General features: G+C 39.9%; 19 protein-coding genes and 1 riboswitch. Of the genes, 3 read left to right on the top strand and 16 right to left on the bottom strand.

Translation table 11 applies throughout. The features are described from left to right. Positions 1-8: 8 nt before the first annotated feature. The 9 genes from AAEU29_RS13470 to glnA form a co-directional block, all read right to left on the bottom strand. Entirely contained in the window at positions 9-431 is a 423-nt protein-coding gene (locus AAEU29_RS13470; protein WP_421973844.1) for a globin domain-containing protein, read from the bottom strand. After that, on the bottom strand, positions 431-1252 hold the full coding sequence (locus AAEU29_RS13465) for a DUF3034 family protein (RefSeq protein WP_421973843.1): 822 nt from the start codon (positions 1250-1252) through the stop codon (positions 431-433). Before AAEU29_RS13465 ends, AAEU29_RS13470 begins: the two co-directional genes overlap by 1 nt. Beyond that, positions 1236-3569 (bottom strand): bifunctional diguanylate cyclase/phosphodiesterase, encoded by a 2334-nt coding sequence (locus tag AAEU29_RS13460; protein ID WP_421973842.1) that lies wholly within the window; start codon positions 3567-3569, stop codon positions 1236-1238. Before AAEU29_RS13460 ends, AAEU29_RS13465 begins: the two co-directional genes overlap by 17 nt. After that, positions 3547-4200, bottom strand: a complete 654-nt coding sequence (locus tag AAEU29_RS13455) for a cupredoxin domain-containing protein (protein ID WP_421973841.1) — start codon at positions 4198-4200, stop codon at positions 3547-3549. Before AAEU29_RS13455 ends, AAEU29_RS13460 begins: the two co-directional genes overlap by 23 nt. A 159-nt stretch (positions 4201-4359) precedes the next feature. Beyond that, positions 4360-8634, bottom strand: coding sequence for a PAS domain-containing protein (locus tag AAEU29_RS13450; protein WP_421973840.1), 4275 nt, complete (start codon positions 8632-8634; stop codon positions 4360-4362). Between the two features lie 118 nt (positions 8635-8752). Continuing rightward, positions 8753-10150 carry a nitrogen regulation protein NR(I) gene (gene glnG / locus AAEU29_RS13445; protein WP_421973839.1) on the bottom strand — a complete coding sequence of 466 codons (1398 nt, stop codon included), beginning with the start codon at positions 10148-10150 and terminating at the stop codon, positions 8753-8755. Then, a complete protein-coding gene (glnL, locus tag AAEU29_RS13440; RefSeq protein WP_421973838.1) occupies positions 10147-11226 on the bottom strand; it encodes a nitrogen regulation protein NR(II) in 1080 nt (359 codons plus the stop codon). Before glnL ends, glnG begins: the two co-directional genes overlap by 4 nt. 100 nt (positions 11227-11326) lie before the next feature. Next, positions 11327-11857 (bottom strand): DUF4124 domain-containing protein, encoded by a 531-nt coding sequence (locus AAEU29_RS13435; protein WP_421973837.1) that lies wholly within the window; start codon positions 11855-11857, stop codon positions 11327-11329. Positions 11858-12082: 225 nt separating this feature from the next. Beyond that, complete coding sequence (gene glnA, locus AAEU29_RS13430; protein ID WP_421973836.1) at positions 12083-13489, bottom strand: glutamate--ammonia ligase; 1407 nt, start codon at positions 13487-13489, stop codon at positions 12083-12085. 462 nt (positions 13490-13951) lie between these two features. Here glnA and typA point away from each other — a divergent pair, with 462 nt between their 5' ends. Further along, positions 13952-15775, top strand: a complete 1824-nt coding sequence (gene typA, locus AAEU29_RS13425) for a translational GTPase TypA (protein ID WP_421973835.1) — start codon at positions 13952-13954, stop codon at positions 15773-15775. A 73-nt stretch (positions 15776-15848) separates the two neighbouring features. Here typA and AAEU29_RS13420 read toward each other — a convergent pair whose 3' ends face one another. The 5 genes from AAEU29_RS13420 to dapA form a co-directional block, all read right to left on the bottom strand. Beyond that, on the bottom strand, positions 15849-16853 hold the full coding sequence (locus AAEU29_RS13420) for a phospholipase A (RefSeq protein WP_421973834.1): 1005 nt from the start codon (positions 16851-16853) through the stop codon (positions 15849-15851). Positions 16854-16961: 108 nt separating this feature from the next. Then, positions 16962-18074 (bottom strand): succinylglutamate desuccinylase/aspartoacylase family protein, encoded by a 1113-nt coding sequence (locus AAEU29_RS13415; RefSeq protein WP_421973833.1) that lies wholly within the window; start codon positions 18072-18074, stop codon positions 16962-16964. Positions 18075-18076: 2 nt separating this feature from the next. Next, entirely contained in the window at positions 18077-19282 is a 1206-nt protein-coding gene (locus tag AAEU29_RS13410) for a PLP-dependent decarboxylase (RefSeq protein WP_421973832.1), read from the bottom strand. Next, entirely contained in the window at positions 19282-20022 is a 741-nt protein-coding gene (locus tag AAEU29_RS13405; RefSeq protein WP_274760894.1) for a 2,3,4,5-tetrahydropyridine-2,6-dicarboxylate N-succinyltransferase, read from the bottom strand. Before AAEU29_RS13405 ends, AAEU29_RS13410 begins: the two co-directional genes overlap by 1 nt. A 12-nt stretch (positions 20023-20034) precedes the next feature. Continuing rightward, positions 20035-20916 carry a 4-hydroxy-tetrahydrodipicolinate synthase gene (gene dapA, locus AAEU29_RS13400; protein ID WP_421973831.1) on the bottom strand — a complete coding sequence of 294 codons (882 nt, stop codon included), beginning with the start codon at positions 20914-20916 and terminating at the stop codon, positions 20035-20037. A gap of 123 nt (positions 20917-21039) precedes the next feature. Continuing rightward, a riboswitch (Lysine riboswitch) is annotated at positions 21040-21235 on the bottom strand. Between the two features lie 174 nt (positions 21236-21409). Here dapA and AAEU29_RS13395 point away from each other — a divergent pair. After that, positions 21410-22348, top strand: a complete 939-nt coding sequence (locus AAEU29_RS13395) for a Solitary outer membrane autotransporter beta-barrel domain (RefSeq protein ID WP_421973830.1) — start codon at positions 21410-21412, stop codon at positions 22346-22348. Between the two features lie 35 nt (positions 22349-22383). Continuing rightward, a complete protein-coding gene (locus AAEU29_RS13390; protein WP_421973829.1) occupies positions 22384-23436 on the top strand; it encodes an energy transducer TonB in 1053 nt (350 codons plus the stop codon). Between the two features lie 48 nt (positions 23437-23484). Here the strand turns inward: AAEU29_RS13390 and AAEU29_RS13385 are convergent, their stop codons facing one another. Both AAEU29_RS13385 and AAEU29_RS13380 read right to left on the bottom strand, forming a co-directional pair. After that, a complete protein-coding gene (locus tag AAEU29_RS13385; RefSeq protein ID WP_421973828.1) occupies positions 23485-24105 on the bottom strand; it encodes a DUF4097 family beta strand repeat-containing protein in 621 nt (206 codons plus the stop codon). 92 nt (positions 24106-24197) lie between these two features. Next, on the bottom strand, positions 24198-25094 hold the full coding sequence (locus AAEU29_RS13380) for a TraB/GumN family protein (protein ID WP_421973827.1): 897 nt from the start codon (positions 25092-25094) through the stop codon (positions 24198-24200). Between the last annotated feature and the right edge of the window lie 440 nt (positions 25095-25534).

Genomic DNA, 25534 nt, shown 5'->3' with positions numbered 1-25534 from the left:
AGAGCTAATTAACGCTTAATAATGTCTGCACGGTGTGATGCTAGTTTGGCAAGTACTCGGTTTTGTACTGGGTAGCTTACGTTGTTATCTTCCATTGCTTTAACTAGTAGCTCAACAATACGATTGAAGTCAGCTTCGTTGATATTCATGCCAGTGTGAATGTCGACCATATTATCGCCTTTATACTCGCAAGGCCCGTCTGCGGCATCGCATAAATGGGTAATGAATCCAGCACGGAAATGGCTTACGCTGGCTTTAGCAAAATAGTGAAAGACTTGCTTGTCTTGGGCAATGTGTTTAATAAAACTATCTACAATATTTTCGATGCCTTGCTGACCATCAAGCTGCTGATAAAGGGTTTGATTTTGGTTTAGGTGAGCGCAACCTGTAAGCAGCAAAGCCATGAGGAAAAAAGGAATTATCGTCTTCATTAAAAATACCCCATTAATGAAATGTACCATCCTTGTTGTTTCTCGATGCCGGCAATGGTACCTAAATTGATATAGGCTGCGGTAATGCTGAGATGTTTATTGGGAAACCACGCAACAAATATATCATGCCAGTTATCTTCTTTTAGCCCCAAGTTATTTGGTTTTTGGCGATATTCAGTGCCAAAAGCAAGATGTTTATTTATTAAAATTGCAGTAGATGCCTCAACTTGTAGCCAACTATTTTGCTGTGAACCACCGAAGCCAAGTAGTCCCATTTCATTGGCTGAGGTGTGGCGCAGCGTGGCATTCCAAAGTAAGTTGTAGCCAGCAAGCGCGCCTAAATGCAGCTTACTGGCTGCAAGGTATAAATCGGTACCGGAGTCATCTTCTGCTCCAAGGGCAAAAGCAATATCGGCGTTATCTAGTTGTTTGTGCTGAATACCAAATGAAAGTTGCGGATAACGGCTATATACAAGATCGCCATAAAGCCTTACTTTGGTACCAATAATATTTTGTTTTAAGGTGGTTGAAAGCGGGAGTACATCAAACTTTTGCTCAGCATAAGAAAATTCAACGCGGTCAAATAAGTTTGCTTGAAAACCACATGTACTGAGTTCAAAGTCATCGACATTGGCTTGCGTACAAAACCCTGAAAGTGCCCATTCATCTTCGGTGGCATATCCCGCAAGTTGCGCCCATGGCACTAAGCCTCCGCCAGCTGCGCCTTCTACTTGAGATACACCAGGCGTTGCGAGAATTTTGCCATTTGCAGAGCAATAAAATGCTGAAAAAAATAAGAAACAACTAAGAAGCCGAAACATAGTCAAAATACCATTGAGTTAATTGCTCAGCCTTGAGCGGCTTTGCAAGGTAATATCCTTGAATATAGTCACAGTTAAATTGTTTGAGTAATTCAAGGCTTGCCAAATTCTCAACCCCCTCAGCGACCACTCTGAGACCCAGCTTATGGCCAAGGGCGATTGTTGATGCGACGATATCTTGATCTTCTTGAGATTCATCAAGTTTAAGAATAAAGCATTTATCAATTTTTAGTTCATCAACAGGCAGGCTTTTGAGCTTTGCTAGTGAGGATTGACCGATGCCATAATCGTCAACAGAAATTTCAAAACCTAATGATTTTAAATGTGTTAAGCGCGACACAACCAATGCTTCATTATCGGCGATATCACGTTCTGTTAATTCGAGAATGATGCTGGATGGATCAACTCCATATTCTGCGGTCGTCTCAAGCAAAAAATATACAAATTGTTCATGTTGAATATCTTGCGCAGATAAGTTAATTGAAACATTAAGACTAAACTGTTGTTCATTCCAAAGTGAAATCTGCATTACTGCTTGGCGAATCACCCATTGCGTTAATGTAACGATTAATCCTGATTGTTCTGCAAGCGCAACAAATAGCTCAGGGTTAACAAACTCTCCCTCTTTGTTTATCCAACGAATAAGCGCCTCTGCTTTATCCACTTTTTTGGTTTTTAAATTGAGTTTGGGTTGATAGCTTAAAAAAAGATTGGAACCATCTTGTTCGAGCGCATCTTTAAGTTCTTCAATTAAATTAAGCTTATAAAGATAGGCTTCATCTTCACCGTCTTGGTAAAAAAGTAAGGTGTTATTATTTTTTACCGCATTGGATGCTGCCATAGAGGCTCTTCGAATTAACTTTTCGCTGTTATTTCCATGCTCAATCGAATTAGCAATGCCATAGTAGAGCTGTAGTGAAAGTACAATTTCATCGATATAGAAAGGGCGCTCGAGTTCATTACGCAGCTGTGTAATGATGTTATTTATTTGTTTTACATTGGAAATGTTGATAGCAATTAAAAATTCATCTGCATGCAATCGCGAAAGTAAGGTGCATTCACTCGATTGAGAAAGCTTTTTGTATTGGGTTAAGCGTTTGGCTATTTCTTGTAAAATCTTATCCCCATTAACCGTACCTATTGTGTCATTTAATGTTTTAAAGCCTTTAATATTAAAGTTAATAACTGCTATTTGGATATTTTGAGAAAACAGTAAATTAAGGTCGCTCAGTGTTTTATAACGATTATTAAGGCCGGTTAATAAATCTCTTTCTGCTTGGTACGTTATTTTTTGCTCTCTTTGCTTAATGGCATTGCTCATCACTTCAAAATCTTGATAGAGCTTGGCAAGTTCATTTGGGAAGCTAGCTTCCACTTTTGGCACCACAAAATTGCCTGCACTAATACCTTTAGTTAGCCCCATAAGCTTTTTCAAAGGGTGAGTCACGCGTTTAGATAGAACCCGCGAAAAGCTGATAGCAAAAATTAAAATTAACAGTGTAGCGATAATCGTTGCCACTACTAAGCGTTTAAAGTCGCTATGAATTTGTTGTAAAGACGCTGAAAGTACCACACTGATATTTTGGGTATTTGTCAGTTCAATAGTTTGATGAAAAAATTTCGCTGACGAAAGTAATAATTGTATTCCTTGTTGATTTGGCGCCATAAGATTTTCATTGGCAAGGCTGCTTTCAGACAAGCTAGACTGAAAAATTGTCTCACCTGAAATAAAGCTGATATCTAATGATAGAAGCTCCCGTAATTGACGTAGTGTCGATTGGTCAAATCGAAAGCCAATAATTGCATATCCAATTGTTCTAGGTGCTTTTACAGGCACTAAAATAATTTGATAAACATTGTCTTGAATACTTAATATTTGAGCTTGTGCGGTTTTAAACGGCATTGACTTTATATGCTCTTGCACTAGTTTCGATGTATAGTGAGTTTGATCATTGCTCGCTATAAACTCCCCATTAAGGTCAATCAAAACCATTAAATCAGCTTTAATTCGTTGGCTATGATTAAGTAAGGCGCTTTGTAGGGTTTTAGTGTCTTGTGTTGCTACAGCTTGTTTAAAGCCAAAGTCAGCAGTAAGCACGTTGGCACTGGTGATGAGAACTTGCTCTTGTTGTTTTAAATTCTGCTGCAACACATTCTGAGCAAAATGGATCTGCTGTTTGAGTTGTTGTTCCACATAATCAGCCGTTGTCAGCCAATAATTGGCTGTTAATAAAGTGGCTGTAATAATGATTAAAAAAGCAGAAAGCCAAGTTATTTGTGACTTTAACCCGAGTTTATTGAGCTGATTTAAAAACATCTTCGAAGCTTTCTCTAGTTTCGGGCGGCATAATAGTTAGTTTTATTACAGGGCTTTCATTTTGAGTTAGGGTATTTACGTCGATTATTTCCTTTTGGTTTACCCCTTTGCTGTTTCTTGGATGCCAAAGCCACGCGTTAGCAATTGAATTGATGGGAGCTTCGAGATTTATTATGCCGCTACTATCGCTTTGGTAGATTAGATTGTTATCGTGAATATAAATATATCCCACCATTGAATCATGAATATTGCACCCTAAAACGGCAACACCTAATTGGTCAAATGAAATAGGTGATTTAGGTTTTCCTGCGTATAGCTTTAACTCAAAGGGCTTAACTTTTGAAAACGAGTAAACATGGTGACGAATATCATCACTATTGGGAAAATTTACCAAAGCATGTTGTGGAATAGCTAAAATATGCGGTTTGAATGTTTTGTTAATTTGGTCCATTACATAAAGGGTTTTGTCAGCTTGTTGTTGTGCACTTTTTTGCTTGAGCTCTATTTCAATAAGTGCATTTTCCAGAGGTTGGTTGTGCTGATCCGTAACTAAAAGAGTAACACTGGCTTTTGCCTCAAAAAGAGTAAATAGGGTTAAGCTTAACAAGAGATGTTTTAGAAAAGAGGACAATATAATATTCCCGAATGTAAATTGTATTACCTAAACAATATTAGTTAGCTTAAATGCTATCGTCCACTTACTGAGACAAAAGTCGACAGAAATATATTATTTAATTTCAATTTGTTATGTTTTTGCGGCTTTTGCTTATTGGATGATTGCAAAGTAAAACTATGAATTCACAACACTGACTAAGGTACTTTCAACATCATCAATTGAGATAGGCTTAGAGATGTACTCATTCATTCCAGCGTTGAGGCATTTTTCTTTATCGCCTTCCATTGCATTCGCTGTCATTGCGATGATGGTTGTGTTTTGATGTAGTTCACCGACTTGCCCTTGGCGAATCGCTTGCGTGGCTTGAAAACCGTCCATTTCAGGCATTTGTATATCCATAAAAATAACGTCGAATGGCGTTTTTGCTTGTTTCAGTGTGGCAAGTGCTTCAAGGCCATTTTCAGCCAGCTCACATTGTTGATTAAGCTTTGCTAATATGCCTTTAGCAACCAATTGATTCACTTTGTTATCTTCGACCAGCAAAATATTTAATTTAGGTAGAACTGAGTCTTTTAAATTGTTTTCTGGTGTACTCAGTTCGTTAATATAATGCCTTGTTAGTAATGGCTGTGCTTGTTTCAGTGGTTCGCCGTTATCTACAATAATTTGCAGTGCTGCGAGTAAATCTGCGCTGGTGGCAGGTTTTGGGAAATACCCGCTAAAGCCAATATTTGCAAAATATTTAGCATCACCTTTATGTTGCATCGACGTCATCATAATTAGTTTAATATTGGCAAGCTTAGGATCGGCTTGCATTTCTTTAGCGAGCATATCACCACTCATCTGTGGCATTTGCATATCGAGTATGGCTACATCAAACTTAGTAGTTTCATCTGCTTGGGCGCGACATAGGCTTAGTGCCTCTTGTGCGCTGTTACATGAACTGACCTGTGCACCCCAGTTTACAAGCTGCTTGGTCAGGATTTCACAGTTAGTTTGATTATCATCAACCACCAAAATATTTAGGTTTTTTATAGAAGTAGTGGGTTGTAATAGCTTGTTCTGTTTAGCTTTAGTAACACGAATATCACAGGTAAACGTGCTGCCTTTATTTTGCTGGCTTTCTAATGAAACATCGCCATTCATGCGATTACAGAGCTTTTTAACTATGGCTAAGCCTAACCCTGTGCCGCCGTAATTGCGCGTAGTAGAAGAATCTTCTTGGCTAAATAGTTCAAATACTTGTTGCTGTTTATTAGGTGCAATACCAATACCTGTGTCTTTAACAGCGAGTTTAAGTTGCCAGTGCTCTGTGCTTTCATTTTCAAGTGAAGCACTAATCACGATTTCTCCCTGATGGGTAAATTTAATGGCGTTACCAATCAGGTTAGAGAGAATTTGACGAATCCGACTTGGGTCGCCAATAATGCTGTGTTCGCTTAAATTTAATGTGTCTAAAATCAATTCAAGCCCTCTTTTCTCGGCACGCGTGGCGAAGAGTTCGGCTAATTCTGAAAGCAATAAATGCAAATCAAATTGAATATTTTCAAGCTCTAACTTATCTGCTTCTATTTTTGAAAAATCGAGAATGTCATTGATCAGGTTAAGTAGCGAATTTGCACTATTTTTCGCTATTGATACACGGTGATTTTGTTCATCATCAAGAGGGCTGTCATGAAGTAGGTCTAGCATGCCAATGACACCATTCATTGGTGTGCGAATCTCATGGCTCATACTTGCTAAAAATTCATCTTTTGCGATAACAGCAGCTTCAGCATCAATCTTGGCTTTTGTAAGTGCTAACTCATTTTCAACACGCTCTGTAATATCGTAGTTCACACCTATCATGTTCGATACTTTGCCAGTGTTATCAAGTTTGTTGAAAGCAGCTGCTTTGATGTAACGTACTTTTCCCTCGGGTGTAATGATCCTAAATTCAGTATCAAATTTTGAATTGGTTTCGAGCGCATGTTCTAATGCTGCTACGGCTTTTGCTTTATCGTCGGGGTGCAGGCCTTTTTCCCACGCTTCATATGCACCCATAAAGTCAGTATGTTCAACACCATATAGTTTGAACATCCACTCATCCCACTTTAGCTCTTGGGTTTGCACGTTGTAATCCCAAATACCAATACCAGCGGAATCAGCAGCGAGCGCCATTCGTTCGTTTTTGTCCTGAATTTCAATTTCGGCTTGTTTTGATTGGTGAATATCAAGGTGGGTACCTATCATTCGCTTCGGAGTGCCATCTGCATGCCATTCTACAATTTTACCGGTGTCGAGTACCCATACCCAATTGCCGTTTTTATGCTTCATGCGGGTCTCACAACTGTAATGTTCCGCTTCACCTTGCCAGTGCAGCTGGAGCTGTTGCTCTGCTTTTGCTAAATCTTCAGGATGCAGAAGACTCATCCAGGTATCAACTGAAGTAGGGGTTAATTCATCAAGCGTATAGCCAATCATTGTTGCCCAGCGCTCATTAAATGTGGTTTTACCGCTTTCAACATCCCAATCCCAAATGCCTACACTGGTTGATGCAAGCACAAACTGTAAGCGTTGGTTGGTATCTTTTAGTGTGTTTTGCGCTGCTATCCGGTCGGTAATATCTTGGAATGAACCAAAAACGCGTAAACATTGGCCGTTTAGCATTTCAGGTTGGGCGCGTGCTGCAACCCAAATTTCGTTTCCTTTTGCGGTGATAAGCTCTAATTCTTCTTGGAAAGGTTTGCCTTCTTCAATTGCCAAGCGCATTAACTCGGCAATGCGTTCGCGGTTTTCACCTTCTTTGTAATAATCAATGGCAGTTTCTACAACAGGCTCAAACTCTTCGTCTACTTCATGTATACGTTTGGTCATACTTGACCAATAAAGCGAGTTATTAGGCACGTTATATTCCCAAGCACCAATTTGTGCCTGCTCACTCATTTCTTCCATTAATTGTTGTTGTGACAGCAGTTTTTCTTGCTGTTTAATGCGCATCATCTCAAAACCTATCCAGTGCGCAAATAATCGAATTATTTCGAGATCGCTATTTGTAAATGGATGAGGTGATGTTTCGGGGCTAGAAAAGTTAAGCGTTCCAAAGCGTTTATTTTCAACAAAAATAGGGCAGCCAATGTAACTTTCTAAACCAAAGTTTTTATAGCAGGGGTGTGCTGCAATGTCGCTTTTTGCGACATGATTGTATGCTATTGCTTTATTGGCATTAAAAGTGTGGAAGCAGTAGGTATGTTCAAATTCAAACTCTTGATTTGGTAAAATCTCATCGTTTGGACAAACGCTATAAAGCACTTTGTAGTAGTCTGTAATTTCACTCACAATACCAAAAGGCAGCTGAAAAATATCACAGCCAAGTTGCAGCATTGCGTTAATTTTATCGTCTAGTGAACTTGTAAGGTTGCTGGTGATTTCATGAAGTCGTTTTAAGGCAAACTCAGCGTGTTTTTGCTCAGTAATATCATTTTGAATAATAATCGATTTTCTATTTTTTTCGTCATCACTTCGTAATGGCACTATGGTGGTACTAAACCAGCAAAGTTGGCCATTTTTAGCTTTATTACAGATCTCCCCATGCCACACTTTGTGATTTTTAAGCGCATCGGTTATTTCATTGTAATAGCTTTCATCATGGTGGTTACTGCGTAATACCTGAGTGACTTGATTGATTAGTTCACCTTGCTCGTAACCATAAAAGTGGCTGAACATTTTGTTGTAATAAAGAATATTAGTATGTTGATCAACTTGGATTACGACAGAGTGTTTATTAAGTGCAAATTCAAAATCAGCGGCACGATTGCGTTCTATAAGTAATTTAGTATAGGTATCTGCTAACCAAGACTGGGCTGGTTTAAGAAGAATAAATGCAAGTCCGAGTAAACAAATTAACGCACCTAGCCAAGTGAGGTAAATGAGCTTGTTCTGGGCTTGTTTGTCTTTTATAACAGCCTTTTCAAATAAGGTAACCACCAAGTGCAAATCGGCAAGTAGTTTGTCGCTATTTTCGAGCTCAAATAAAGCGCGTTGTGATTCTGAAAGTGTTTGTTTTTGCGTAAGTAAAAGCGCGCTATTTATATACTCTTCAAGGCGCGAAGAAAGATGCTTGTCGTTTTGATAAACCGCAGTGATTTCAGTTTGAGATTGTTCATCGAAAAGATTTAATTGCTGCAATAATTGCGTTTGGTTGCTACGTAATTTAGTAGCAGCTTGCGTTAAAAGTTGATGATGTGCTTGTTCATCATCATGAGCAAGAATATGCGTGGCTAATAACGCAATACGTTGAGAAAGCATGCGTTGCTCGCCTGCTTTATTAATAATATTGGCATAGCTTTCTTGTTGTTTTTGCTCTAGCGTAATAATGAAGAATGAGCACGAAATTAAAATCGCGATAGCAAAAAGCGCTAAGTTATAGCGCTTGGAAAAGCTCGTTACTAGAGATTCCGTGCTTATCATATAATTTCCTGCTGCATTCTCTAATTAATTAGAGCTTTAAATATTGCACTTAAACTGAACTACCGCCACTGTAAAATAAGATAAAACAGGCGGTTAATTCAGTTTAATAGATTTAGCGCTATTGCTCTATATTAAGCTCTTTTAATTTTCGAGTGAGCGTATTTCGCCCCCAACCAATTAAATGCGCAGCATCTTGCTTGTGGCCATTACTATGTTTTAACGCACTTTTAATAATTTGGCTTTCTATTTTATTTTGAATATCTGGCCAAATATTGTGCTTACCTTGTTTTAGCTCACTTTCAAACCAAGTTTGAAATTGTTGTTGCCAGTCTGAATCTTGACTGCTTTCGCTATGCTTTTGTTGATCTGTGATTTCGTTTGGTAGATCCTCGATGCTGATAAGTTGCCCTGGAGTCATTACGGTAAGCCAGCGGCAGGTGTTTTCTAACTGACGCACATTACCTGGCCAAGCAAATCCCATCATTTTTTTAGCCGCTTCTTTGGAGAGTATTTTGCTGTCTACTTTGAGCTCTTTGGCACTTCTATCTAAAAAGTAGTTAGCGAGTTGTTCGATATCTTCACTTCGTTCTCGCAGAGGAGGTAACTTTAAACGCACCACGTTTAAGCGATGAAATAAATCTTCGCGGAATTTACCTTCACGGGCGAGCTTTTCTAAGTCTTGGTGGGTAGCAGCTATAATACGTACATCGACCTTAATACTTTGGTGCCCGCCAACACGATAAAACTCACCATCAGCCAACACCCGTAAAAGACGTGTTTGCACATCAAGCGGCATATCGCCAATTTCATCGAGGAATAACGTACCACCGTTGGCTTGCTCGAAACGCCCTTTTCGCACGCTATCGGCTCCGGTGAAAGCGCCTTTTTCATGACCAAATAGTTCAGATTCAACTAAATCTTTTGGAATTGCCGCCATATTCAAGGCGATAAAGGTTTTTTCGCGGCGCGGACTATGGTTGTGTAAGGCACCTGCGACAAGCTCTTTACCTGTACCTGATTCACCATTAATCAGTACGCTCATACTTGATGCGCTGAGCTTACCAATGGCGCGAAACACCTCCTGCATTGCAGGTGCTTCACCAATAATATCAGGCGCTTTCTTTTCCATTTTACTGGGTTTGATTTTAACCCGTGTATTTGCTCGACAGGCGCTTTCAACAAGTGAAACAGCTTCATTTAAATCAAATGGCTTGGCTAAATATTCAAACGCCCCTTTTTGGAAAGCCTGTACAGCAGAATCGAGGTCAGAATGCGCCGTCATAATAATTACGGGTAATCCAGGGTTCTGCTCAACGATATTTTCAAGTAATGACATGCCATCTTGCCCTGGCATTCTGACATCAGAAATAAGCACTGTTGGTTGGTCGTATTCTAGTGCTGATGCTGCCGCTTCTGCGCTGGCGAATGATTCGGTACTAAAGCCTGCACGTTTAAGGGCTTTTTCCAGTACAAAGCGAATCGAAGCATCATCATCAACTATCCAAACAGTTTTCATTCTGGCTTCTCCATTGAAAGGGGTAAATAGATATTAAATTCGGTATGGCCAGGCCAGCTATCGCATTCGATATAGCCCTTGTGTTGATCAATAAGGGTTTGAGCAATGGCAAGCCCCAGGCCTGAGCCGCCATCTTTATTGGTAACCATTGGAAAGAATAGAGTTTCTTTCAATGAATCATCGATACCAGGGCCGTTATCGATAATTTGAATTAACAAAGCATTTTTAAAGGCTTTGTTGTGCAGCCTAATATGATGTTTAACCCGAGTTTTAAGTGTAATAGTGCCAAGCTCAGCTAATTTGTTAAGTGCATGCTGCGCATTTTTAACAATATTTAGTAGTACTTGCTGGATTTTGCCATTATCGATGTAAACATCGGGAATACTCGGGTCGTAATCTTTAATTAATTTAATTTTATGCTGGTTGTCGAGCAGGCTAAGTTTAATAACTGATTCCAACGTTTGGTGAATGTTGATCCACTCTTTTTTGGGAAGTTGATTTGGCCCAAGTAGCCTGTCAACAAGCTCTGTAAGGCGATCGGCTTGTTCAATAATTAAGTTTGCACATTGTACGCGTTCTTGTTGGTCACTTTCGTACTGTAACAGCTGCGCCGCACCCCGTATGCCACCCAGAGGATTTTTAATCTCATGGGCGAGGCCGCGGATTAAATTTCGTGCTGCACTTTGTTGGTGCATCTGATGAGAGGCTTGATCATGCTTGAGTTCTTGGTTTAAAGAGCGGCATTCAAGTAACATTAAAAGTTGATTATCCAGTTCGATTCGACGCGCCGAAATGCTGATAGTTGCGTGCCTGCCATCATTAAAAACTACATTGGCGCGATGTTGAACACAGTCGTTTCCGCTGTCGTAAGTGTTCTCAAGAATCTTTTTTAAATCAATGGAGTGATAATGAAACAGTTGCTTAAAATTAGTTGCAACAATGCGTTTGGTGCTAATACCAAATAATTCACTTGCGCTGGTATTGGCATAATAAAGTTTAAACTTGCCATCAACCAACAAAACGCAACTTGTAAGGTGTTCTAGTAACTTAATATAGTTAGATATGTCTTTAAGCATCATTGCACCATTTTAGTGCGCTATTTTAACTAAAATCAATCGAAATTGAGACTTACTAGTAAAAAGCAAGAAGCGTTCCGTAATTCGCCTGATAAGTTAGTTATTTTGCGATGCTGCTAGCGCGGTGCATAAAGAAGGTTATTTGCTCGCTAGTTGCAACAGCTTCGCCTTTTTCATCAAAGAGTTGCGCTTGAATTGTATGTGCACCACGATCAACATTACGCATTACAAAAACCGCTTTTGATTGTGGCGGGTTATTGCGCTTACCGTTAAATAGTAGCTGTACTTTAAATTTAGGGTTGAAGCTTGGTGTTATGCGAGTGGAAACATGGAGTGAGCCGGTATTATCGCGGATGGTGTCTTCATGGCTCGGTGAAACGATTTCGATACCATATTTGATGGCTTGAGTTTGCGAATTATCTTTGTCAAAAACAGAGGTATCCGCCTTTTTCATACTGGTTACTTTATCATCGGCGAGCGAAATCACCTTTGCGCCAGGACGCTTAGTATCAGAAAAAACGAGCACACCGTTTTCATCACGCCACATATAAATTTCTTTCGCGGCAATATCTGCTACAGGCAGTAACAGTAGAAAAATTAATAGTGATAGCAGATAGCCTTTAAAAGCCACATCGAATCCTTGCTTATATATATTGTTTTTATTCTAGTACTGAACCGGAAAGTTCGCCTGTTACCAAGTAAAACTTGCTATAAAAACCATCAGCTAAACAATACGATAAGGCACAGGTAGTATAAATGTATAATATATATATTCGTTTTTCCACAAAAAAAGCCCGCAGAACGGGCTTAGGAACACACATTGAAACAATAAATTGAATCTGGAGGCGTGTAATAATTACACGCTGTAGTACATTTCAAACTCAACTGGGTGAGTTGTCATGTTTAATTTTTCTACTTCTTTCGACTTAAGAGCGATGTATGCATCGATTAGGTCGTCAGTAAATACACCACCTTGAGTTAAGAACTCACGGTCAGCGTCTAGACATGCTAGTGCTTCGTCAAGTGATGCTGCAACAGTTGGGATTTCAGCTGCTTCTTCAGCTGGCAGATCGTAAAGATCTTTATCCATTGCTTCACCTGGGTGGATCTTATTCTTAATACCGTCAAGGCCAGCCATAAGCATTGCTGAGAATGCTAAGTATGGGTTAGCTGTTGGATCTGGGAAGCGAACTTCGATACGACGCGCTTTTGCTGATGGTACTACTGGAATACGGATTGATGCAGAACGGTTACGTGCTGAGTAAGCAAGCATAACTGGCGCTTCAAAACCTGGTACTAAACGCTTGTATGAGTTAGTTGATGCATTCGCAAACGCGTTGATTGCTTTAGCATGCTTGATAATACCACCGATGTAGTAAAGTGCTTCTTCAGAAAGACCGCCGTACTTGTCGCCAGCAAAGATGTTTTGACCATCTTTAGCAAGAGATTGGTGACAGTGCATACCAGAACCGTTATCACCAACGATTGGCTTAGGCATGAAAGTAGCCGTTTTACCGTAAAGGTGCGCCATGTTGTGGATAACATATTTCATTTCTTGAATTTCGTCAGCTTTAATTACCATTGTATTAAAGCGAGTAGCAATCTCGTTTTGACCTGCAGTTGCTACTTCGTGGTGGTGTGCTTCTACTACGTGGCCTAGTTCTTCTAGTACTAGACATGTAGCTGAACGCCAGTCTTGAGATGAATCAACTGGTGCTACTGGGAAGTAACCGCCTTTTACGCCTGGACGGTGACCTGAGTTGCCGCCTTCGTAATCTTTATCAGAGTTCCATGATGCTTCTTCTGCATCAATTTTGTACATAGAACCAGACATGTCAGTTTTAAATTTAACATCGTCAAATAGGAAGAATTCTGGCTCTGGACCGAAAAGTACAGTATCCGCGATACCTGTTGAACGCATGTACTCTTCAGCGCGCTTAGCTACTGAACGAGGGTCACGCTCGTAACCTTGAAGTGTTGAAGGCTCTACAACATCACAACGTACGATTAAAGTTGTTTCTTCAGCGAAAGGGTCAAGCTTAGCTGAGTCTGCATCTGGCATTAATACCATGTCAGATTCGTTAATGCCTTTCCAACCAGCAATTGAAGAACCATCGAACATTTTACCATCTTCAAAGAAATCTTCGTCAGCTTGGTGGTGAGGAATAGAAACGTGCTGCTCTTTACCTTTTGTGTCTGTGAAACGTAGGTCAACAAACTTAACGTCGTTTTCCTTAATAAATTGTAAAACCGTGTGTGACATATAGTCCTCCAACCGTGTGTTGTTTTTTAATTTTGAAATCGCTGTCTATAAAGCGGATTTTGTGCCAATTTTATAACTTATTGAATTAAATCGATTTTGGTGTTTTCAGCTTTGTGTTGCACCAATTTGATGCACCAAAAAGATCCCTGATCGCACCATGGTGGTGCGCGATAAAGTCTAGAAAATACGGCTAAAATCGCAAGGCCAAAATTGTTTTTTTAAAATAAACCATCAATGTGACAAAAATATCGCAAAAATCAGCTATTTTTATTCTGTCTAAACTTTCATCTGTCACAGTAATAGGGGATAATATGCCACTTTTTTGCAGGCGCAGACCCTTTTGTGGTCATCATTAAGGTGACATAAAAGGTGTTTAGCTTAGATTTTTAGCGGGCTTTGGTAGGTATTGTGCTTATCAGATAATCCGTAGCTTTTATCCAGAGCACTAACTTGAGTAAAAATATGAGTATCGAAAAATTACGTAATATTGCGATTATCGCGCACGTTGACCACGGTAAAACAACACTAGTTGATAAGCTACTTGAGCAATCAGGTACATTAGAAACACGTGGCGGTAATGAAGAACGTGTTATGGATTCAAATGATATCGAGAAAGAGCGCGGTATTACAATCCTAGCTAAAAACACTGCAATTGAATGGAATGACTACCACATTAACATCGTAGACACTCCGGGACACGCCGACTTCGGTGGTGAAGTAGAACGTGTACTTTCAATGGTTGATTCAGTATTACTACTTGTTGATGCGCAAGAAGGTCCAATGCCGCAAACGCGTTTCGTAACGCAAAAAGCATTCGCATTAGGTCTTAAGCCTATCGTTGTTATCAACAAAATCGACAAGCCAGGCGCGCGCCCTGATTGGGTAATGGACCAAGTATTTGATCTATTCGACAACTTAGGTGCAACTGACGAGCAGTTAGATTTCCAAGTTATTTATGCGTCAGCAATCAATGGTTGGGCAACGTTAGATCTAGACTCACCGTCAGACAACATGCAGCCAATGTTTGAAGCAATCGTTGAGCAAGTTGAAAAACCAGATGCAGATCCAGCTGGTGCTTTCCAAATGCAGATTTCACAGCTTGACTATAACTCGTACATCGGTGTTATCGGTGTTGGTCGTATTAAGCGCGGTACAGTTAAAGTTAACCAGCAAGTAACTGTTATTGGTGCGGATGGTAAAACACGTAACGGTAAAGTTGGCCAAGTATTAACGTATTTAGGTCTTGACCGTCACGAAGCTCAAGAAGCACAAGCGGGCGACATTATTGCTATTACAGGTCTTGGTGAGCTTAAAATCTCAGACACAATTTGTGATGTTAACCAAGTTGAAGCGCTTCCGGCACTTTCTGTAGATGAACCTACAGTAACAATGACGTTCTCTGTAAACACGTCACCATTCTCAGGTCAAGAAGGTAAGTTCGTTACTTCACGTAATATTCTTGAGCGTTTACAAGCTGAACTAGTTCACAACGTAGCATTACGCGTTGAAGAAACTGACAACCCTGATAGCTTCCGTGTATCTGGTCGTGGTGAACTTCACTTAGGTATCTTAATCGAGAACATGCGTCGTGAAGGTTACGAGTTAGCAGTATCTCGTCCTGAAGTAATCTTACGTGAAGTAGATGGTCAATTAGAAGAACCATACGAAACAGTAACAGTTGACGTTGAAGAAGAGCACCAAGGTTCAATCATGGAACAGCTTGGTTTACGTAAAGCTGAAATGACTGATATGGCACCAGATGGTAAAGGCCGTATCCGTATGGACTTCATCATGCCTTCACGTGGTCTGATTGGTTTCCAAACTGACTTTATGACGCTTACTTCAGGTTCAGGTCTTCTTTATCATACATTCGATCACTACGGTCCTCACAAAGGCGGTAAAATTGGTCTGCGTAAGAACGGTGTACTAATCGCTAATGCTACAGGTAAAGCATTAACGAACGCACTATTCAACTTACAAGACCGTGGTAAGTTATTCATCGGTCACGGTGTTGAAGTTTACGAAGGTATGATCATCGGTATTCACAGCCGTGATAACGACTTAACGGTTAATGCGCTTAAAGGTAAGCAATTAACAAACGTTCGTGCATCAGGTACTGATGAAGCACAAAACCTTGTGCCACCAATCATTATGTCGCTTGAGCAAGCGCTTGAGTTCATTGATGACGATGAGCTAGTAGAAGTAACGCCAGAGAGCATCCGTATTCGTAAGAAATTACTAACGGAAAGCGATCGTAAGCGTGCAAGCCGTGAAGCGAAAAAGTAATTTTTTGCAAATCGCTTAAATAAAAAAACCAGCCTAGGCTGGTTTTTTTATTTCTGTATTTTAAGCAGCTAAATTAGAGAAAGTCAGTTAATAGAATGCCCACACCAAAGCGTTCAATGTGTTGGTTGTAATCAATCAAACTTTCGCCATAACCGTTATAGTATTGTGCATAACCACGCAAACGCCCCCATGCAGGGAATGACCAATCAAGCTGCACAGCGCCTTTGTTATCGGATTTTAAGTTATTACGTAACATCACCGTAAACTCATGCTCTTCATAGCGATACACGCTGGCAAACTCAAAATGACCCATATATTCATGAATATCAGGGTTGTCGTCACCGGTTGGATCTTCTGGGCTACGTTTTTCTTCTTCGGGAATGCGATACCAAGGCTTAAAGCTAAAAACTAAACCATTATGCTCCCAAAATAGGTTGGCATAAATACGGTTCCAAGAGCGTGAAAGGGGTATATTTCGCCCGTTTGATTGGTGTTCAAAGCCAATGGCAATACCCATTTCATCACCCCACAAGCGATTTTCATCATCGAGCAAATTCATCCAGAAAACTTCTGGTTGGTAGTTTGTTTCGCGAAATGGCGATGAAATATCGTTATTATAAAGTTGCCAATAAGATTGCATGGTGAAGCCAAAGTAAAAGGCTTGGTCAATATCTGACTTACTTTGGTACAAAGGCACTTTTAAAGATAGTTGGAATTTCGCCTCTAAATCATCAAGTGGAGCACCTTTTAAATTTGGATCGCGTGCAGCGGGTGTATTTTTAGGCCTGTCCATATACGTAACGGGTAAAATGTAGTTACGCTTATGGGGAGTGATCACATTTGGGTTGTTTGTTGTGACCTTTTCGCGAATAACACGTTTATCAATAGCAGACATTTTTTCCATATCGGCTATTTGAATACACTTTTTCTTCACTTCTGCGAGTGTCTGAGATTCATCGCCAGCTGCAAGTTCATTTAAGATACATTGTTTAGCTAATTGATTTTCGGAAGGTTCATCATTTGCAAAGGCAAATAGGGGAGCTAGTGAGAGTAGTAAGCCAGGAGCTAAAAGGCGCATTAATTTTATCCCTAAAGTGAGTGGGCTTATATTATAACCAAAATCGAAACATAAAAAAGGCGGCATAAATGCCGCCTTGTGCCCCAGAGGGGACTTCTCACGCAACTGTTACAATTCAAAATAATTTGTGAAAAACTTATAAAGCTCAGTGCCTTGATTTACGCTAGCTGAGGCAAAATGCAAAATAGTGATAGCATCTTTATCTAGCGTGATGTGATTAAGCGGTTGCTCTGAAAGATAGCGCTCCATACGTAAAATTTTGGCAATGGTATCACCAGCTTTAATATGGCTACCTAATGCTGCTGTATATTCAACCATGCCACCCATAGGTGCATAAAACGCAAGGTAATCATTCAGATAGCATGCGTAACGTGTTATCGGCTTAGGCTTAAAATGCGAATCAAGTAACGCTTCTTTATAAGTTAAATAGCTCAAAATGCTATTTGCATCGTTTTCCGCTTCGGTTAAATCAATCTTTTCTTGCGACCCTAGCTCTACGGTAAATGCTTCAACTAATACTGGAATCTCTCTACCAATTGATTTGTATGCTTCACTTAATTGCCACCATGGACAAAAGTTAGCTTCGTCCATGGCACCATCAAACTCATTTGGAATAAGTAACACATGCTCAATATCAAAATAGCGCGCACTGTCTTTGGCATAGTCAGGGCAATATAAATGCTTCGCAGAAATTGGCCCTGTATGTAAATCGAGCACAATGTCTGCTTGATGAGCTAACTTTTGTAGATTAAGCGCAATACGTTTACCTGTATTTAGGGTGTAACTTGGGCCATCTAAAATAGCAGCTGTTGCTGCAACCAAACGTTTTTTAAATTCGGCTTTAATGGTATCCACGCTGGCATCACTAAATTCAGCCACAAAGTTTTCTACCAAATGTGCATGGTTTTGATACATGCGATTCCAGTTGGTACCGGTAATTGGATCAAAACGGCCTAATGTAAATTCACCTGATTTCTGGTTGCAACCAATTGGGTTGGCATACGGTACTAAGGTAATACTTGATGCTAAGGTTTGTTGCTTTAATTTTTCAAGCAGTTGGTAAATAACAGCATTACCTTGCACTTCAGCGCCATGCATATTTGCTTGAATGTAAACACTTGGCCCAGTGCCATTGCCTGTAAGGCGATAAACCGGAATAGTCAGTGGTAAGCCGTTAGCAATTTCACCAACTTGAATGTTTTCTTGGGTAATTTGGTTCATGGTTATCTCAAGTAATAATCAGCGCTTTCAGCACGTCTAACACAGCTTACTTGCCCTTGTTTAACAGTGTATTCTGCAGGTAATTCATGGCATAAAAAGTACGGCATACTTTCAGTAAAACCATATGCTCCGCACTGTGAGAAAATCAGCCAGTCAGTTTCATTGATATCTGCTGCAAGCGAAAACTCACCTAAACTATCTAGCGCAGTACACAGTGGTCCGTGCACTAAAAACGACTTAGTTTCAGCATTTGAGTGGCGAAGTAATTCTGCTGGGAAGGCTTGATTAGTGACTGCAGGGCGTAAAATGTGATTAATACCGCCTGCAACAATCAGTTGATTAGCGCCATAGTTTTGTTTTTGCTCAACGACAGGGTTGGCATAAAAACCAATTTCACCTACAGCATAACGGCCGAGTTCCATCCAAAGTTCATCACAACCAACTGCCTGCTTGATGTTATCAAGAGCATCTAATAATTGCGGCCACACTAAACGCTCTGCTTGTTCGGTATAAGGGATGCCTAAGCCTCCGCCTAAATCCAAAATACGTAATTTAAAACCAAGCTGAGCACTTAACGTTTGAAGTGGTGCAATCATGGCGCGCCATAGCTCGGCAAGTTTGTCACTGCTTAACATATTGCCCCACTGGAAAATATGTAAACCGGCAAAATCGAGCGCAGGGAAGTCTGAAATATTAAGTGAAGCCCAATCATCACAGCCAAGCCCAAACGGTGTTAAGCTGTCGCCACCAAGTGGATTTTTTTCACTGTCTGGCCAACGCAATTGAACACGCAATAATATGCGAAGCCTAATATCATGTTCGCTTGCTGCTTGGTTTAACCAAACCACTTGATTATGACTTTCGGCAACAAAGGTGCGAACACCTTTGTTTAGAAAGTGTTGGATCTGCTTTTTAGATTTGGCAGGTCCAGTGTTGAGCACACGTTTAGCATCAATACCCTGAGCGAGCACTTGATTAAGTTCGCCACTACTGGCGACATCAAAGTCAAAGCCGCATTTATCTAACGTTTGAATAATCTCAGATAGCGGGTTGGCTTTAACGGCATACCATAGTTTCACCACATTTTGTGATGTTAAGGTGGTTAAATGCGCTGCCAGTTTATCAAGATCATAAACATAGAACGGAGTATCGTTTTGCTGGCATAGTTCAGCCAGCACTTGACGCTGTTGTGTGCTCAAGAAGCTCATTAACGTAAAGCCTCTTCCAATTCTAATGATGCATCGCTTTGTTCATCACGATATTTAACAATAAGCGCACAAGACATGCTTAACCCTTGCTCACGACCCCACTGGTTAGATGCTGGACGAGAACCCGGAATAACAATCGCGTTTTCAGGAATAGGCTCGCCTTTCTCTAATACGCGCTCATTAACACAGTCATAAACAGGGATCGTTGCAGACAGGCGAACACCTGGAGCAAGTACTGCACCTTTTTTAACTACAACGCCTTCAACAATTACACAGCCTGCACCAATAAATGCATCGTCTTCAATAACAACTGGGCTTGCGCCAACAGGTTCTAATACGCCGCCAATTTGTACCGCTGCACTTAAATGTACGTTTTTACCAATTTGTGCACATGAGCCAACTAAAGCATGGCTATCTACCATCGTACCTGTGTCGATGTAAGCACCAATATTAACGTACGCTGGTGGCATGATTACTGTGCCGCTTGCAACATACGCACCTGGGCGAACACTCGTACCACCTGGCACCATACGTACACCTTCTTCAGCAGAAAAACCACGTACTGCAAGGTTATCTTTATCTACAAATCCACCTGGGAATTCGGTGTTAGTACCATTTTTAAAAACGTCTAAAATGCCTTTTTTAACTTCTACATTTGCGTGCCAGTTACCATTTTCATCTTGGTTTGCTGCACGTACAGAGCCATTTTCTAGGTTTTTTAATAGTTCTTGCCAGTTCATAGTACTTCTCTCTTAATTCCAGGATAATATTTTTTGATTCGCAGCGAGAATTGCCGCAGGTGATTCCAGCTCATGATGAGTAAGCGGTGGACGTAAATTAGGGGTATTGAGTTTGCCTTGTTGATGCATTAGCACTTTTACAGGCACAGGATTAGCCACTTCAAATAAGCTATTTACAGCCTCACTCCATGTAGTAAATAAGTTTGGCGTACCAGAAAGCGATCTGCGAACAAACTCTGCGGTTTGTTTAGGCCATGCGTTTGCCGCAACTGAGACTAATCCTTTGGCGCCTGCTTGGGCAAAGTAAGGCATTAAGGCATCATCGCCACTGTAAATAGCCACATTCGGATTGCTGGTTCTAAAGACTTCGAACTTGCTAATATCACCACTGGCTTCTTTTAATGCCCAAAGATTTTTGTGGTGCCCTAATGCAGATAAAAGCTCTGGTGCAAGTGCCACAGCACTTCGTCCTGGCACGTTATAAAGCATGCAAGGTAGTTCAGTTGCACTAAGTAATGCATCAAACCATTGTATTTGACCTTTTAATCCCGGCTTTGCGTATAGCGGTGAGCCCAATAAAAGCGCATCAATAGGTTGTTGATTACAAAAATCTAACCATGAAAGTTGCTCAGGTAAGTTGATACCTCCAACCGCAACCATCAAAGGGACGTTTGGCGATAAATCGCAAACAAAGCTGACAACAGCTTGTTGCTCTGAAGTGGTTAATGCTAAGCCTTCACCAGTGCTGCCGAGTAATAAAATGCCATTGTTAGCATCTTGCTGCTCGTTAACAAGTTGAGCTAAGTTATCAAAATCAATCTCACCATTTTCATTAAACGGTGTGACTAATGCAGTCCACAGTGGGTACTGCGCTAAATTAAATTGTGATTTCATCTCTAGCGAACTTAATGTGTGTTCGGAGATAGGCTAAGGGAAGGCTCAGTCCACTTCGAACAACTAAAAATTCGAAGAGCAATGGACTTAAAAAATAGATAAGGCAAATGGCCTTATTTTTCTAAGACCAGAAGCTCTCCACCAAACTTATTTACTTGTAATCAAGTAATTGGTGACAGTCGCTGGGATTCAGCCCAGTCGCCCGAGAATAAGTATTAGCAAAAACATTATTCTCTCGGCGTTAATTCCCCTCATTCAGTGTCTTTGGAGTTTGCTCTCCTCAACTGAACTACCTGAATAACGCACCTCTTCCAGCCCTTGAGCAAGTTGCTTAATGACAAGCAACTTGCTTTAAATAGGGTGATTGAGCGGCAATTGAAACATTTTGGACGTCTAAATGTCAATAAAATTTATTTTTGCTCGCTGCAATCTACTTATGTTTAATGGTATAACTACCGCTAATTGTCTCTAATTAAAATAAAAAACGTTTGTTGTGAGAAAGTTAGGATTATTGTTTTTTGTCTTGTTTTGCGTGCCATCGTATGCGACGGTAAAGAAAGCTTATGAAGAGTCGTTTGCATCGTCTGTGGTGCTCAGTGATTCAGACGTGGTGCGATTTGGTTTTGGTAACTTTGATCCTGTTAATATTTTAGAGCAGCTGGGTGATGATAATAATGATCAAAGCTTGGATTTACGTAAGCAGTTACAGGTTTTTGCCCTTCCGTATACATATCAATTAGATGAGAAGTCTCGTATCAATACCCATTTTTCTTATATCTCACAATCACAAGAAGTGCTATTTGATAATTTAATTATCCCTGATGATAGCCATGATCAAATTTTTACTGCATACGGTGATTACGAAAGCGAACTTTATCGCTATGAAAATTGGTTATTAGAGTGGAATGCCGGTGCTCACATAATGCATTATGACAATATTCATGATTATAAAAGCCCTGAAAGCCGCGCTATAAAATCGGAAGTGGAAGGAATTTATTTTAATACCACAGCTAATTCTTTGTTAGCGGATTTTGGTTTAACGCTGAGCAGAAAAAAAGAAAGTCGCTGGGGACATTGGCTCGTTAAATCAAGTTATAACCACTTCTTTGGTAAAGGATTTGGCGGTGATGAGCCAACACGAGAAGCTACGCCGTCAGGTTGGTATTTTGCAAATAGTGTGCGTGCTACCGTCAAGTTAGATCAAAAACTAAAACACACCGAATCGATATATTTGAAATTCCAACGCGTTGATTTAGGCGGTGATGCGCGCAGTGCTTTTAGCACAGGTCATTACTATGAATATGGGGGTGGTCTGCTTATCGACACACGGCCTTGGACATCATGGTTTGACAATATTGGCATTGGCTTGCATTACAACGAAGGCAGTGTACTTAGCGGTGGCAGCATTGTAATTTACTTCAATGAAGAGTAACGTATTGAGAATTATTTACCTAAAAGGATTTAAGTATGATTGCCTTTTCACTTCTTGTGTTTTCAGCTAGCGCGCTAAGTGCAGCTGAGAATAATCCTGTAATCAATAAAACTGAGCAGCTACATTTAAATACCATCGTTAATGCTGAGGCGATTAAACGTGTGCCACCAAAATACCCAATTAGTGCTGCTAAAGAGGGTAAAGAAGGGTGGGTACAATTGAGTTTTGTAGTTGAGCCTGATGGCACAACATCTAATGTGATTGTGGAAAATTCATCTAACCCAGTATTTGAGTCATACGCACTTAAATCCATTAAAAAGTGGCAATATTCACCTGCGACAATGGATGGTAAAGCGATTCAGCAGTGTCGCAATCAAGTGCAAATGGACTTCAAATTAAGCGACACCCCTAAAGGTGCGTCAAAGTGGTTCTTTAAACAATACCGTTTAGCAAATCGTTATCTTGAAGAAAATAAACTAGAAGATGCAAAAGAAATTGCTAAAAAAATTGAAGAAAAAGGGCGCTGGAATGCCTATGAAGATATGTATTATGCAATTCTTAACTCATTGATTGCAGAACAATCAAAAGATAACGAAGCCGAACTTAACGCGATTAAGAATGTATTGGGCTATCGCGAGTTGCAAAAAGAAGAGCAATACAGTGCCTTTGCTACGCGCGCGTTTAGTTTAGCTGTTGAGCGTCAGCTTTATGGTGATGCAAAGTCGATATTTGAAAACTTGCAAACGCATTATTCTGAAAACCCGAATGTAGCGAAATTAACACCTTACTACGAACAAATAACCGCTTATTTAGCTAGTGATAAGCCATTAGTGATTGATGCCAAAATAGGTGAGCGCGATTTTTGGAGTTATCAGTTAGAGCGCAGTGGTTTCGTGATTGATAATGTGAGTGGTAACTTAACGAATCTTGAAGTGCGTTGCGATAATTATCATTCCCAATTTTTGGTTGAGTCAGGGAATAAGTGGCAAATTCCAGAGTCTTGGGGCAGATGTTCGGTTTATGTTTTTGGCGATGCAAACGCCAAATTTAGATTGGCAGATGTGCACCATGGTGAACAAAAAATCTAAATAAAAAAGGCGCTCTAAGCGCCTTTTTTAATCTTCAGTTCTGGGTGATTATTTACGAACCTTGATATCACCTACACCCACTTCCGCTTCGATGCTGTGTTCACCGTTACCTCTGTAACGTGTTTCTGAACTAACAATGTTGCGTGAGCTTTCTAAATCGCCACTAAAGCCTTTAATGCTAGTATCACCAACACCAGTTGATAATTCGATGCGCTTAAAGTCATCAAGTACGGTATCGATACGAATTGAGCCTACACCTACTTCAGCTTCTACTGAGTTTTCAAGTTTCTGAATTTCAATGCTGCCAACACCCACCTCAATATCAATGGCTGCTGATTTTGGCACTTTAATTACCCACTCTTGGTTTAGGTTATCTTCATCAATTTCTAATGAAATGCGATTATCACGAACACGTTTGCTTAGCTCAATGTTTGATACATCGCGATTTTTTGAAAACCAACCTTCGTCTTTACCTTCGATTTCAATTTCAATGCTAAGCTCATTGCTATCAACAGTGATGATTTCAATGCTGCCAACCGGGAAATCGATTTCTAGGTTTTGACCTTGAGTCATTGTAAGAGTTTCGGTAATGCGTTTTTCGTCAGCGGCATAAAGATTAGTTGAAATGCTTGCTGCGATTAAAGTCATTGCTAACGCTAATTTTTTCATAGTTTGTATTCCTTTTGATGACTGCGCTTTAATCAGTTTTATCTGTTAGTTATTTAGTAAGTCGCAACCATCGTTTAAAAAGGTTTAAAAAATTATTTATTTTTTTTCGAAAGTTTAAAACCTTCTTTTTTAAGTAGCTCTAATAAGCCCTCAGGGCCATGTAAATGCAAGGCGCCAACAGCAATAAAATGCGGTTGTTTGGTGAGTTTTGATTTTAGTTGCTTCACCCAATCTTTATTACGGTTGGTTAGTAGTACTTTTTCAGTTAAGGCGCTATAGCTGTCGCCTGTAAAGGTTTCGCGGTAATAACTCTCAAGGGCTGCATCATCTCCGCGCTTCCAGCTGCCTATTAGACGATTAAAGTATTTATCCATATCCGCTAATTCTTTCAAACCGTCTTCAATCATTTTGTTGTTGTGTTTGTTAAAGCTTTTAAACATGCCCATTTGTTGCTCTAGGGTTTCTAATTGCATTATTGGGATTTGTAAACGCTGAGCAACATTCATTACTTGCTTATCAATACCATAGGTATCTTGATAACCTGCTTTTTTATATTCCATTAAGGTAATTTGTAACATAACAGCAAAGGGTTGCATTGGCTGGAATAACTCCATACTTAAACCTTGCTTGGTCAGGTAGTTACTTAGGGCTTTGTAATTTTTAGCTGATATTTCTGATTTCAGGGTTTTGCCTGGAGGTAACATCATGTAGCTAATCATGATTTGTTGTTGCTCAAGGGGATTTATTTTAGATAAATCGACTTCAACAACGAGCTTTTCTGTTTTTTCAATTGCCTTTTTTACATAGCTCGGCAGGCCTGCCATTTGTTGATCACCAAGGTGAACTGTGCCAAGTAAGTAAGATGTCACACCATTTTTTTCAACTTGCCAGAGAGAGGGGGTAATTTTGCTATTTGCAAAAACTGGTTGAGCAAAGCTAAGTAAAAAGAAAGGTAATAAAAGGATTTTGAGTAGTAAGAAAAATCGCATTGCGGATCCTTGCTGTGAGCTTTTAATTTTAATAAGCAGTGTACTTGATAGCACAATATTAGTCTTTGCTTATTTTTTAACAAAAAAGTTATAAGCTTTGCAAAATTAAACTGATATTCAAATAACTATCTTACTTCGCATACATAATCTCGAAAATTGTATAAAATGGATTTTTTATCCAATTTTATGGTTTTTGGTTGTTTATTTTGATTTTAAATGGTTTTTCTTAATTTAAATTTGCATAGATTTCTTGATTGACTTTTTGGCCTATAAACGATACTAATAAAAAAGAAGCCAAGCACGAAGGTGTTTGGCTATTTTTGTAAAGAATTTATGGTTGCTTAAACACATGTTTAAAACAGTAAACGTACTAGTCCTAATTATTAACGTGGTGATTATTATTACCGCGGGGGCTTCGTAGTGCTGTAGCAAAAGTTAAG

Source organism: Pseudoalteromonas aquimarina (genome assembly GCF_049257255.1).
Lineage (GTDB): Bacteria > Pseudomonadota > Gammaproteobacteria > Enterobacterales > Alteromonadaceae > Pseudoalteromonas.
Note: the sequence above shows the minus strand (reverse complement) of the source record. Positions and strands in the feature narration are given on the sequence as shown.